The following is a 13,141-nucleotide window of genomic DNA, read 5'->3' as shown; positions in this document are numbered from 1 at the left end:
TTTTTATAAAAATTCCGTGCTATAATGAAGGGCAGACAGCCCGAGAGGAGACCATCCTGCATGCTGAGCCCATCCGTTTATTCTCGAAGCAACCTGTATCTCAACCAAAACGTGGTTCAGCTGCGAGGCGACTCCGCATCCATCTTCGTCCACTATTGGGGAGCCAAACCGCAGCATCGGGGGAACCGCCCCCATACGCATTCTTTTTTCGAAATTTGCTATGTCGTTCAAGGGGAAGGCGTTTATTATAGCGATGGGGTCACCTACCCGCTCCGTGCGGGAACGCTCTATTGCTCGAAGCCGGAGAGCCGGCATTTCATCCGGAGCGATGAGGGCATGCTGCTTTTATTCGTCGCCCTGGAACCCGTCGCTTCCGAGAGCAGCGATGCGTTCCTGCATGATTTCCAACAGGTCATCTCCTATCCGCACCTCTTTATTCCTAATGCCGAGCACACGGCCCCAGCGCATATTTGGCAGGCTTTGCTCCTCCAAGCCGCCGACCCGGAGTCGCGGTATCCGGAAACGACCCGGCAGCTGGCTTATTCGTTCGTGATGAGCTGCTTATCGCTTTTGCTGCAAATCAGCCTTACGGGCGATACGGTTGCTTCCGCTGCCGCCACGGAGCTCCAGGGAACGCTCAAGCGGGCCAAAGCCTATATCCAGTCCCATCTGACTGCCAAAATATCGCTTGCCGACGTGGCGCAAAGCCTGCACGTCTCCGAACGCCAGCTATCCCGCTTAATGGCGGAAGAATTGGGTCAATCGTTCCCCTCGGTTGTGAAAACCGAGCGAGTGAAAAGGGCCGCCTATCTGCTCGGATTCACAGATATTCCTCTGAAGCAAATCGCGGAGGATACGGGCTTCGAGAGCATCCATTATTTTACGCAAGTATTCACGAAGGAAATCGGCACTCCGCCGAGCACTTTTCGCAAAAAATGCTTGAATCCGGAGTCGGTCGACGCCTTGATTCATAAATATTTGGAGCAAGTGGCGACTCGCTACCAGAAGAAGAAGTTTGAAACGGCGGACGAAGCTCCGTTGTAAACGTCGCTGCTGTGAGGCGCCGCGCAAGCGCCAATCATAGAGAGCATGTTGAACATACGCGGCCTTTGAACGTCAGCTCCGCGGCTATGGTATTCGACTGGCTGGCTAACGGACAGTGCAGGCCTTATTCGGCCAATATCAGCCCATTTCTTGTTCTAACGGACACCGGCGCCGTTATTTGCCCAAATTATCACGAATCCGCTCCGAAACCGGCAAATAAGGTTTCCGATGTCCGTTAGCTTCGTCACGGAGACATTTTCGTGGCATTAACGGCTGCGGTGTCCGTTAGCACCGAATAACAGAAGAACTATTCGCAAAGGATGTTCCATAGGACATCTTTTTTTGGCGTTCGGCTGCATCCAAAATGGATTTAAAACGTATACAACTTGCAAAGGAGCTGTGACTGTTATGGAAACCAAAGAACAATTGCTGCAGGAGCTTCGCCTCATCCGAGCTTGGGAGGACGAGCAGAAGGATCTGTGGTTTTGGGAGAAAATCGGCAGGCTTCCCTTCCAGCTGTTGGACCGGCTAACACCGAAAGCGCTAAACGCCAAAATTAGCGAAGCGCTGAATGAACTGGGCCATTATTTGCAAGCCGGGGGCCGTTACTTAATCTCCGAAGCAGGTACGCTGCGGCATATCGAGGGTGTGCTTTCCCGAAACGAAAGAGGGAGCCGATTGCCGGGGGAACCGCTTCAAATCGGCGATGTCGGAGCGCTGCCGCTCCATGTTCTGGATCAAGCGGCTGATGAAATCGTCCAGAATCGAACGAATTTAGCCACGCTTCAGGGGGCGACGACGGGGATCGGCGGCATTTTGACGCTCGCTATCGATATCCCGGCCGTGCTCGGATTATCACTCAAAACCATCCAGGAAATCGCCCTCTGCTATGGATACGAACCGGCCATGAAGCAGGAGCGCATCTTCACGATCAAATGCTTGCAGTTCTCATCCGCCGACATTGTCGGCAAGAAGGCGATTCTCGATGAGCTTGCCGCATATGCCGATGAGGACAAAGCGGATACGCAAATGATCTCTCAGCTGCAGGGCTGGAGAGAGGTGTTCGCAACGTACCGTGACAACTGGGGCTGGAAAAAGCTCTTTCAATTAATTCCCGTGGCCGGCATTCTTTTTGGCGCGTGGATCAACCGGGGAACGCTGAAGGATGTCGGCGAAGCCGCCAAAATGCTGTACCGGAAGCGTAGAATCCTCGAACGGCTGCACCAAATCGAGCAGGCAGAACGGATGGATTGAACATCGCTCATGCCCCTTGAAACTATGCAAGCATCCTTCCGTATGGAATAGTAAAACCTCTGGAGGAATGCCAATTGATCAAATATTTGCTTAAGAAATTAATAAGTTCCATTTTCCACTCAAAACACCGTCATAATCGCTATACGAGCTCGCATCACGCTATCCGCTACAATCGCCGTTACTCATCGTCGCATCGCGGACACGGGCCAAGACAGGGTCATCAAGGGCACGGTTATTATAGAAACAGCTATCATAGTTCCAGCTAGTTTAGCCGCATATGCGGCTTTTTTTGGTCAGGTGGTCCGAAGTATGGCATCCAAGTCCTCGATAAAAGCCTCCGTGCTTCCATACGCAGCATCCGTCTGAAGCAGCTTACGAAGCATTCCCTTCGTCGCCGGTGTGAGCTGAAGCTCCTCTTCCCAGCTTAAACTGCCTGTTTCCGTTTGAGCTTGACCTGCTTCATATGTCGAATACAGCATGAACAGCATAAAGTGGCCTATGGCATAAAGGTCGGAAGCGATTTCCGCCGTTCTCTTGCGCTTAAGCTCCTCATCGGATCCGAATGGCTGGCTTGGCGGTTCGCCGATTCGCGACGCCAGACCGAAATCAATGAGATGCAGGCAGTCCCGGTGCAGGATTACATTCGGAATCCGAATATCCAAATGGACGAACCGCTGCTCATGCAAATAGCGGACAACCTCCATCAGCTTGCGGATCAACAGAAGCGCCTCGTGCTCCGAATATCGGTATCCCCTTGCAAAAATCAAATCTTCAACGGTTTGACCTTTCACATACTCCGTTATCATATACATCTGCTTACGCTCATGCACAGCCGCGACACAGTGCGGAATGGACGGGTGCTGCAGGCGCTGCATGATCTCATATTCGCGCAGCAGCAAGTCGCGGCCAAGCTGTTTCTTGCTGGGCTTCGCCTGCTTCAGGACGACTTCCTCGCCGGTGCCCATATCCCGGCATAAGTAGGTCAGTCCGTAGCTGCCCATGCCAAGAAACCGCTCGATCCGGAACTGTCCAAGCAGATCCGTCCCTTCCTTATGCGGGAAGTCGATCCATTCCGTGTACACTCTTTTCAGATAGGCTTTGATTGACATGACTACTTGTATTCTCCTTCGTCCTATCTTAGCTTCTTCGTCAATGACAGAACGAGATCGTCATCCACCCGGACCTGCTCGCCATATTGCGGATAGGCGTCGTGTTGGAAAATGCCTTTGCCGTCAGGTACATAGCCCCTAAGGACATACATCACTTGAGCTGCGCCGTAATCGCTATAAAGCCCGACCCGGATGCCCGCAACCTGCGATCTTTCCCCGATTATCGCTTCCGCTTCATTCATCAAGGCAGTGCCGATCCCGCGTCTCCGGTATTTGATCAATACATTGAAATCGTTGATTTCAGGGATGCTATTGGCTCTGAAATCGGGGTAAGGAGAGTCCCAGAGCACATTCACATAACCGGCGAAATCGCCGTCGGTTTCCGCAACCAGCGTCACTTGCCCGCCGTTCATCTGTTTGCGGTAATAGGCATCGTATTGCGCAGCCGGCTTATCCCAGCCCTGCTGCCGGAATGCTTCGGATATCACTTTAGCATCATATTCACGCAGTAAACGAATGGACGTATTGGCCATATTTTTCTGTCCGCCTCCCTCTATTTGCCTTTATTGCTCATCCAACTTCTTGATTTTCTGCTGGAAACGTACGCAGCCATAGGCCAATAATAGAATGCACAGCACTTCCAACACGATCGTGAAGGTGAGTGTACTAGATATCGTATGAGAGCGGGGGCCGGAAAATAAGTTCTTGAGATTCATAATGAGTAGCGGAACATTCGCAATAGCCAGAATGCCCAGCGTCGTCTGAACTCTTTGTAAAAGCTGCCTCACCGACAAGCGGTCGGTATAAATGTCGTACGTCCCGCCTTCGCGGTACGGTTTGCGGAAATAATGCCAGCCCATGATCGTCCCCACATGCTCCCAGCCCGAATCCTCGAAGAGAGCCACGTATTCGTTCACTTGCTCCTGTCCAACAATTTTTTGATAATCCATCCGGTATACGTAGCGAAGCTCGGGATTGCTCTCAAACCGGTTACGGATGACGCCGGGTTTATCCAGGTGCAGTCCTTGGGCGGACAAGCCGGTCAACCAACTCTCGTCTTTCTCATAGTTCCAAACGAATGAAAATCTGTTCCGGTATTGATGCTTTCTCACGCTCATCTCTCCTTATCCACTTGTTGTATGACATTCCTTCCGTTCATCAGCAGCTCTTCCATGCGCACCATCTCCGCTTTCAGCACCGCCTTCCCCATCTCCGTGATGGCATACAGCTTGCGCCGGGAATCCGCCGAATGCTCCGCGTCAGGGGCGTGCTCGATCAACCCTTTCTTCAGCAGCGTATTTAATGCCGTATATAACGTCCCTGCTCCGATGCGCACCCGGCCTCCGCTCATTCGTTCTACATCCTGCATCATCGCGTAGCCGTGTGCGGCCCTGGGGTACAGCGTCACCAGGATATAATAGAAAGCTTCAGTCAGCGGCAATGCGTCTCTGGCGATCTCCATCCTGCGTCACCTCCGTTCGTTTGCAACTATATCGTACGTAGTTATATCACCACTCGTTATATCGTATATCGATATAATAACCTTTGCTATATCGACTGTCAATATAGTGGTTTTAAAAAAACCGCCCGATACATGACTGCCCCCAAAGTTAGTTAGATCTTGCTGACTTTGAGACGCCGTTCATGGCACCTGACGGTTTTCTTATGCGTGATGCGGCCTCCAGATCCGTCCGTACTAACGAAAGAACCTGTTCCCTCACCGACTGATTGTATGCGAAAAATCATATAGATCGACAGCATGACAAAAGAATGGCGGGTTGCGGAGGAGTTCCTCAACCTTACAGCAGCGACTCCGCCCCGTCGATGAACAGCTCCGTGCCCGTGATGTGGCTTGACGCGTCTGAAGCCAGGAAAGCGACGAGACTCGCCACCTGCTCCGGCTCACCGGGCGCATGCTCAAGAGGCTGGCTCCCTTCCGGGTATTTCACCGGAATTTTAATTTTGTCGAGCTCCGGCGTCGGCTTCGTATTCTCACCGATGTTCGTCTTAATCGATCCCGGGCAGATAGCGTTCACCCGAATCTTGTAGCGGGCCAGCTCCAGCGAAGCCATTTTGGCGAGGGCTACCTGCCCTGCCTTGGACGTACTGTAGGCCGTCATGCCGAATCCGGAAAACGCCCTGCTGCCGTTAATGGAGCTTGTCACAATGATGCTGCCGCCCTTGTCTTTCATATGAGGAACGGCATACTTGATACAGAGGAACGTTCCTCTCAAATTGACGGAGAGCGTGCGATCCCAGTCCTCCAGCTTCATGTCCTCTATAGGCGCCAACACTCCGTTAATGCCCGCATTGGCGAACACGACATCAAGCCGTCCCCACTTCTTCACGGCTTGCTCGAACGCTTCCGCGACGCGCTCCGGATCGGCGGTATCGACATCTACCGCAATCGCCTCGCCGCCCGCTTCCGCAATTTGCTTCTTGGTCTGCTCGGTACGCTCGTCCTTCAAATCGACCAGGCATACCTTCATCCCCTGCTGCGCAAACATGATCGCTGCCGCTTTGCCAATGCCTGATCCGGCTCCGGTTACCAACGCCACCTTGTCTTTCAGATCCGGAAGTATCATACCCGGTTTTTGCAATGTTTGTACGCTCATATGCATTCATCCCTGCCTAATTCTAATTTTGCGGATTCTTGAAATCCCTTGTTAGGGTTGCCCGCGAGGGATGATTTCTATGTAGCGCATACATCTAACGCTTTGAAGTCTATTCGGACAATGGGGATGTCTCGGACGATCCTGTCTTCGATTTCGGCCAGCCAAGTACGTATCCGCTCGCTCCTTTGGTCCGGCTCCGTCTTCTTCTGCAGCACCAGGTACAGCACCATATCCCGCAGCTTCAAAAATAACGGCACATGCCTTAACCAGGCAGGATCAAGGACGTATTCCGCCCGATAGCCTTGCCAGAACGCCTGCAGGAATGCATTGCCGAATGAGTCCCTGCCCGCATGAACGGGCACGCTCCAACTTACCGCATAATAGAGCGGTATCGCGATATCCTGAACGAACCAATGATACGTACAATCGTCGAAATCGAACACGGTTATTCTCCCGTTCTCGACGAAAAAATTACGGGAATGAATATCGGTATGAATGAGTCCGTAAGCATCGTTCCGCTGCGGTAATCCTGCCAATTGCCTCTGGAGTTCTTCCAGCCGCTGCAGCACAATCCGGTTCCCAATTGAAAAGTAATCACTGGCGTGAACAAGTAAATCATCCTCGTGCCAGTGAGGCCTCATGGGGCTACCCGAAGGGACGGCATACGAGCTGGTGACCCTGTGCATTCGTCCCGTCACACGGCCCCATTCCTGGAACAGCGCTGCGTTCCATTCTGCCTCATTCGCATAATCGGGGAGATGTCCGGCCGCTTGCTCCATCACGATGACCGTAAAATAGGAATCCTTGACGGCAATCTTCTCCGTCGGCGCGCCGTTAATCGACCTGTAGCATGCCGGAACGGATATCCCCTGCCGCACCAGCTCATGTATCCAATCCAATTCCGCACGAACTTGAGCCTCGGACCTGTGCGAGCTGTGCGTTAAGCGCACGATGACAGGTACGCCGTCTTTCGCAGCGGCATATACATAGTTTTCGAAATCTCCCAGGAGCTGCATGGGCGCATGCGGATCAAGTCCGAAAGCGGCCGCAGCCTGCTCCAGGACCGCCTTCTGAAACAGCTTCTCAACTTCGTGTTCCATATCGTGTCCTCCCGGTCATTTAACCATGCCGCATATGCCATTCTTCCAGCAGCTGAGCTTCCTTCTCAGGATCAAGTCCGGCTTTGCGCGGACCGTCTGCCACTCTCTCGCGATCCCAAACCCAGGTATCGCGAATCGTCTCCTCAATCGGCCGGTGCTGCAGGCCGGCATGAACAGCCTTCTGTACCTGGAGCTTCATCAGCCCGCCGACGTTCTCGCTGGCCGGCAGCCATAACGGCATTTCCACCCAATGCCCGATCTTATGCTCCGTCAAGAATTCATCCGGCACCCAAGTCAGCCGCGCCTCGCTGTGCGTTGCACCGATGCAGCGCTCGAGCAGTTCGCCTACCGTGAGCGGCGCCGCCGGTCCCGTTGCGTTGAACGTCCCGCCTGCTTGACGCTCCACCATCCTTATCGTCCAGTCTGCCAAATCCCGGACATCGATGAATTGAATCGGCGCCTGCGGATCGCCTGGCGCCAGCACTTCGCCGCCGCGGGCAATCCGGGTCGGCCAATAGGTGAACCGGTCCGACATGTCGCCGGGGCCCGCTACCAGGCCGCATCTTACAATCAAGCTGCGGTCTTGAAAGGCAGCCGACACAAGCTGCTCGCAGGAAGCTTTCATCGCACCATAGAACCGGGCGATATCCTCGACGTAATCTTCCGGCAGCGTTTTAACGGATAACGTTTCGTCCACCGCTTCCGAGCCCATCTTCTCTTCTTCATACACATCTAACGTTGAGATGAACGTATAAAAGTTTACCCGATCGGCAAGCGTTCGTACCGAAGCCTCTACGACACGCGGATAATAGCCGCACGTATCAATGACCGCATCCCACTGCCTGCCGCTGAGCGCATCCAGACCGCCGTCGCGGTCGCCAATCAACCGTTCGACCTCCGGGAACAATTCTTGATTGCTGCCGCGGTTAAATAATGTCACCTCATGCCCTCTGGCAAGCGCCGTTTCTACCATGGTTTTGCCCACGAATCGGGTGCCTCCAAGCACTAAAAGCTTCATATGCCCAACTCCTTATCAGCTCGATTTCACATTCCGCATTTGCCGCATCGTTAATTAAAATGACTATCCAGTCGTTTTTATTATGATTCCAAATTGTGCCAACTGTCAATATATTTTAACCGATGGAACATAAAAAACAGCCTGATGGTTTGTATCAGACTGTCACCTTCAACTTACCGCTATTTTCTTCGCAATTTTCCAAATACGAATGCAGAAGCTGCAAAATTCCCCTATGGCCGGCTGAAATCGACATAAACCTTGATGTGCTGAATCGCATGATACCCGTACCCTTTCACATTCCAGTCCGCTTGAACAGGCTGAGAATTGCCGGCATCGTCCCATACCCTGGCTTTCACGTCATAGCTGCCCGATTCCGTCACGTTCCACCGATATGCCCACCTGCGCCAAGCGTACCGCTCCGGGGGATCCAGCCATGAAGCCGGTATCCATGTCAGGCCGTTATCTACGCTTACTTCCACTCTCACGACGGGACCGTCGCCCGAGATTGCCATGCCGGCAATCCAATGCTCCCCTTGGGGAAGAACCTCCTGATCGGCAGGACGAGCGATGACGGCATGGGGCCTAATCTTCGTAACCGGTTCCCGCGGACGATCATCTCCGCGGTCATATACATAATCCGACACTTGAAACGGGCCATCAAACCGGTGATCGATAACTTCGATTCTGTTGAGCCATTTGACGGATGCCATGCCATACCAGCCCGGGACAATCATTCTGGCCGGATACCCGTGCTTGAATGGCAGCGGCTGTCCGTTCATATAGAGGGCAATCAGAATGTCAGGGTTCATGGCGGTTTCTAGCGGCAAGCTTCGCACATAAGCGAACTCACCGGGACGATCCGTCCGGAATCCGCGATCCATCCCCGCAAAGGTCACCTCCACTCCCTGGCTTCGTATACGGGCCGCTCGCAGTACTTCGCTGAGGCGGACACCGGACCAGTAGGCATGGCTTATCCCCCCAAGCGTCCATTGTTCGCCACGGGTCTTCGGTTGAAAGAACGAGCGTTGATCTCCCGCGCATTCCAGCGTCACAGGCATCGTGACTTGCGGCATCCTTAACAGATCTTCATATCTCAAACTGTACGGTCTGTCTACGCACCCGCCGATATGCAGCTGCCAGGCTCGGATATTCACTTGAGAAGGATACTTGAAATGATTGTGAATGAAAAAAAGCTGCTGCGGGGTCACCTGATCCGATAAGGCCAGCATCGGAAATTCTTGAACCTCCGGTATCAGCTTGCGTGTAATGGGGTAAGGCGTATACAGCACTACCATCATCCTTTCTAGAAGAGCCCTGAGATCTCGGACTATGCGAACAAAGCACAATTTTTTTTCAAGGCATCGGCATCAGACCGCTTTCATCTGAATTGCCCTTTGCAAAACAATCGTATCGTACACAAAGGAAGGCAGGCGAACCTCCATGTGCTCCCATTCCGGCAGTTCTGTTACCAGTGGGTAATTGAACAGCGACTTCAAACCGTTGCCGTATCTCAACATGATTAGCGCTTGGCTGTTAGCGGCTTGCTTTAGTTCCTCCAACACTTCCAGCTTATTGGCGACCAAGGAAGCGACGATGATATGCGTGGCCTCCTTCGTGAAGGCTAATTCCGCAGGCGGTTGGTGCGAGAACCGGACTCTGCACCCGAAACCGCATATGGCTGCGGCATGATTGGCAAGCTCTACAGCCTCCTTATCGATATCCAGCCCCCAAACCTCGGCCCCCGTCTCCTGTGCTATGGTAAAGCAGGAAAGCGGAAACGCGCCGGAACCGATGAATAGCACCTTGGAGAACCTATCAATCTGAAGGGCGTTCAATTCCGTTCTGACGGATTCGGATAATTGATCCATATAGCAGCTGATGTGCAGTTCTTGATTATGTATTCGCCGCGACTGCAGCTTCTCCAACTCACAGAGCGCCTCGGTGGCGGTATCCCGCAGCGCGCGTGCTTGAGCAGTCACCTCGTGATCATGCCCCCATAACTCCCACTTTCTTGCGTGCTCCGGGTTCTGAATGAAATCGCAAAGATCGTCCAGTTTATTTCTCAAAAGCTCAAAGCCATCCGGTGATGCCTTCGCAAATGCGGCAACTTGTTTGATTCCAACCTCCAGCAGCTTCATCGTCAGGATAAACTCGAACTTCTCTTTCATCGAACTCCCTCCTTATCCCATTGCTACTATGCATATCAGTCTTCTCCGTTGAAAAGTACCGAAAATAGTTAAGAGGGTGAACTATTTTTGGAGGTACTATAAAAGGGTGCTGCATGCTCAGTTCTCTTTTCCCTTTTTCCTGCAAGGAAATCTCGGTACAATATTTCATATACATGGTTCCATGAAAGGAAGACCGGCATGACATCATATTCGGCAAGTCTATTTCCCAATCAACTTGAATTCTATACATCGGCTTATCGCGAGGCGCTGTTTTCTTTTCACCTGCCGGAGGAGCAGCAGCAGTTTACAGGCATGCCCAGAGACATGCTGCCCATTGCGCTGGAAGACAAGCATCGTTATCCGGTTTGCATCGTCGCGGACGGCAGGCCGGTTGGATTTTTCATCCTGTATGACGGGGAAGAACGATTCGAGTACTCGGATCACCCCAACTCGCTGGTTCTGCGAGCCTTTTCGATCAACCATGCCGAACAAGGACATGGTCATGCGAAAGCTGCGCTGCTGCAGCTGAAGGCTTTCGTGTCGAAGCATTTTCCGGCTGTCGCAGAAATTGCATTGGCCGTGAATTTCAAAAATGACCCCGCCCGTCACGTTTATTTATGCTGCGGGTTCTATGATTCGGGCCGCACCAAAATGGGACGCAACGGCGGCCAGCATATTCTGGTCATGCCCGTTGTCTAAGGCTGCGTGTGGCGCTGGCGGCTTAATTAGGCCGAAGACACCTGGAGGCTATTTGCCGATTTCAGCGTGATTTCTGTTGAATCTACGGCAAATAAGACCTCTGGTCTCCGTTTGTGCCGCGGCGCGGCGAAGAGCACGGCTTTAACGGCCGTGGTATCCGTTAGAATCTGACACGCGAGCAGCAGCTTGCTCGCGTTGGTAGGTTTGGCTAGTCGCCGGTGGCGAGGCCGCGAGCTCATGGAGGTGTCCTGTGGCGCTAACGGACACAGCGAACGCTATTCGGCTGGAATAGGCCGAATTGGATTTCTAACGGACACCAGGGCGGCTATTTGCCGATTTCAGCGTGATTTCTGTTGAATCTACGGCAAATAAGGCCTCTGGTGTCCGTTTGCGCCGCGGCGCGGCGAAGAGCACGGCTTTAACGGCCGTGGTGTCCGTTAGAATCTGACACGCGGGCAGCAGCTTGCTCGCGGTGGTAGCTTTGGCTAGTCCGCCGATGGCGAGGCGGCGAGCTCATGGAGGTGTCCTGTGGCGCTAACGGACACAGCGGACGCTATTCGGCTGGAATAGGCCGAATTGGATTTCTAACGGACACCAGGGCGGCTATTTGCCGATTTCAGCGTGATTTCCGCTGAATATCGGGCAAATAAGGCCTCTGGTGTCCGTTAGCGCCGCGGCGCGGCAAAAAGCACGGCTTTAACGGCCGTGGTGTCCGTTAGAATCTGACACGCGGGCAGCAGCTTGCTCGCGGTGGTAGCTTTGGCTAGTCGCCGATGGCGAGGCGGCGAGCTCATGGAGGTGTCCTGTAGCGCTAACGGACACAGCGGACGCTATTCGGCTTGAATAGGCCGAATTGGATTTCTAACGGACACCAGGGCGGCTATTTGCCGATTTCAGCGTGATTTCCGTTCAATATCGGGCAAATAAGGCCTCTGGTGTCCGTTAGCGCCGCGGCGCGGCAAAAAGCACGGCTTTAACGGCCGTGGTGTCCGTTAGAATCTGACACGCGGGCAGCAGCTTGCTCGCGGTGGTAGTTGTGGCTAGTCGCCGATGGCGAACTATCAACCATGGCAGTCCAAGTGGCAGTTACTACTGCACTTGACAGTGGAAGCTACTCCAGTGTCAGCATTGGCAGTTACTATAGCGGTTGGCAGCAGCGGTTAGCAGTAGCATTTACTCTTGTCGTTGTTTGTGGTCGTTCCTTTAGCGGGTGGCAGCAGCAGTTCTCTCGTCGTTGCTTGTAGCCACTCCTTTAGCAGTTGGCAGTAGCAGTTACTCTCGTCGTTGCTTGTAGCCACTCCTTTAGCGCGTGGCAGTAGCAGTTACTCTTGTCGTTGTTTGTATCCGTTCCTTTAGCGGGTGGCACCAGTGGCCGTAGTAACACCTTCTTCCTGTAACGCTCGCTCAGCCCCTCCCTGCGACAGACGCAAAAAAGGATGCCCAAGGGCATCCTATTTTTGCTGCGTACAGCGTTACCGACAGCCATTCGCGTTATTCATCAATAAGCGGCAGGCGCTTGCGTTTCGCCTGAACAACGAGATATAGGCTCGTGAGCACTGCGCCGATCGAACCGCATATGATGTCCGTCATCGTATCCAGCAAGCTGTTGTTCTGCGAATGAAGTCCGAACAGGTGATCCGTCGTGAACTCATATATTTCCCAAACGCCGGCCATCGCCACGGAAAAGAACAAACAGAGCCAAATCGCCACTTTTGCGCTGAGCGTTACCGTCTTGTTCTCTTTATCGCTTGCTTTTTCGTAAATGAGCAAACCTATGAAACATAAGATGACCCCCGAGAAGAGGTGCTCGAATTTGTCCAAGTACGGGATCACACTGTAGAAGCCAAACTCGTTTGCCATAAACATCGCAATAAATATGAAAAGAAGCACACAAAATCGCAGCGCGGCAAACATCGTCGTTTTCGTTAGTCGCACCACGAGCCTGATTAGGAGCAGCACGGCGGTAATCAAGACGGCCTGCCACACTTTCGGCATATTGCCCTTGATCAGAAAATACACGAAACACACTGCAGCGAGCACATACAGCGCCAGCTCGAAGAGATCGTTGCCCCTGCTTTTCCCCAAAGCCTTCCCCATCGTCATTCACCTTCTTCACCATGGAAATTGTTATTAT

The 13,141-nt window shown here is 53.0% G+C and carries 13 protein-coding genes; 3 read left to right on the top strand and 10 right to left on the bottom strand.

Annotated elements, in window-relative coordinates; translation table 11 throughout:
* The first annotated feature begins 60 nt into the window (after positions 1-60).
* Both J2X61_RS07830 and J2X61_RS07825 read left to right on the top strand, forming a co-directional pair.
* Positions 61-1,044 (top strand): AraC family transcriptional regulator, encoded by a 984-nt coding sequence (locus tag J2X61_RS07830; protein ID WP_310187062.1) that lies wholly within the window; start codon positions 61-63, stop codon positions 1,042-1,044.
* A gap of 408 nt (positions 1,045-1,452) precedes the next feature.
* A complete protein-coding gene (locus J2X61_RS07825) occupies positions 1,453-2,298 on the top strand; it encodes an EcsC family protein (RefSeq protein ID WP_274468710.1) in 846 nt (281 codons plus the stop codon).
* Between the two features lie 293 nt (positions 2,299-2,591).
* Here J2X61_RS07825 and J2X61_RS07820 read toward each other — a convergent pair whose 3' ends face one another.
* From J2X61_RS07820 to J2X61_RS07780, 9 genes are all read right to left on the bottom strand, one after another.
* Positions 2,592-3,407 carry a serine/threonine protein kinase gene (locus J2X61_RS07820; protein WP_274468709.1) on the bottom strand — a complete coding sequence of 272 codons (816 nt, stop codon included), beginning with the start codon at positions 3,405-3,407 and terminating at the stop codon, positions 2,592-2,594.
* Positions 3,408-3,430: 23 nt separating this feature from the next.
* A complete protein-coding gene (locus J2X61_RS07815) occupies positions 3,431-3,940 on the bottom strand; it encodes a GNAT family N-acetyltransferase (RefSeq protein ID WP_274468708.1) in 510 nt (169 codons plus the stop codon).
* Between the two features lie 30 nt (positions 3,941-3,970).
* Positions 3,971-4,519 carry a DUF2812 domain-containing protein gene (locus J2X61_RS07810; protein WP_274468707.1) on the bottom strand — a complete coding sequence of 183 codons (549 nt, stop codon included), beginning with the start codon at positions 4,517-4,519 and terminating at the stop codon, positions 3,971-3,973.
* A gap of 2 nt (positions 4,520-4,521) precedes the next feature.
* Complete coding sequence (locus J2X61_RS07805; protein ID WP_379239658.1) at positions 4,522-4,869, bottom strand: PadR family transcriptional regulator; 348 nt, start codon at positions 4,867-4,869, stop codon at positions 4,522-4,524.
* A 337-nt stretch (positions 4,870-5,206) separates the two neighbouring features.
* The gene (locus J2X61_RS07800; protein ID WP_274468706.1) at positions 5,207-6,022 is read right to left on the bottom strand and encodes an SDR family oxidoreductase; all 816 of its coding nucleotides are present in this window, start codon (positions 6,020-6,022) and stop codon (positions 5,207-5,209) included.
* A 77-nt stretch (positions 6,023-6,099) separates the two neighbouring features.
* Entirely contained in the window at positions 6,100-7,122 is a 1,023-nt protein-coding gene (locus J2X61_RS07795; protein WP_310187054.1) for a phosphotransferase enzyme family protein, read from the bottom strand.
* 19 nt (positions 7,123-7,141) lie between these two features.
* Entirely contained in the window at positions 7,142-8,140 is a 999-nt protein-coding gene (locus J2X61_RS07790; RefSeq protein ID WP_274468704.1) for an NAD-dependent epimerase/dehydratase family protein, read from the bottom strand.
* Between the two features lie 230 nt (positions 8,141-8,370).
* Complete coding sequence (locus J2X61_RS07785) at positions 8,371-9,438, bottom strand: sulfite oxidase (protein ID WP_310187052.1); 1,068 nt, start codon at positions 9,436-9,438, stop codon at positions 8,371-8,373.
* Positions 9,439-9,507: 69 nt separating this feature from the next.
* Positions 9,508-10,308 (bottom strand): nicotianamine synthase family protein, encoded by an 801-nt coding sequence (locus J2X61_RS07780; RefSeq protein ID WP_310187050.1) that lies wholly within the window; start codon positions 10,306-10,308, stop codon positions 9,508-9,510.
* A 198-nt stretch (positions 10,309-10,506) separates the two neighbouring features.
* On the opposite strand from J2X61_RS07780, the gene J2X61_RS07775 reads away from it, so the two are divergent.
* The gene (locus J2X61_RS07775) at positions 10,507-11,007 is read left to right on the top strand and encodes a GNAT family N-acetyltransferase (protein WP_310187048.1); all 501 of its coding nucleotides are present in this window, start codon (positions 10,507-10,509) and stop codon (positions 11,005-11,007) included.
* A 1,491-nt stretch (positions 11,008-12,498) separates the two neighbouring features.
* On the opposite strand, the gene J2X61_RS07770 is transcribed toward J2X61_RS07775, so the two are convergent.
* A complete protein-coding gene (locus tag J2X61_RS07770; protein WP_274468699.1) occupies positions 12,499-13,104 on the bottom strand; it encodes a DUF2238 domain-containing protein in 606 nt (201 codons plus the stop codon).
* Positions 13,105-13,141: the final 37 nt, after the last annotated feature.

The sequence above is a fragment of the Bacillus sp. 3255 genome (assembly GCF_031456485.1).
GTDB lineage: Bacteria > Bacillota > Bacilli > Paenibacillales > NBRC-103111 > Paenibacillus_E.
This window is presented reverse-complemented; position numbering and strand designations above follow the sequence as displayed.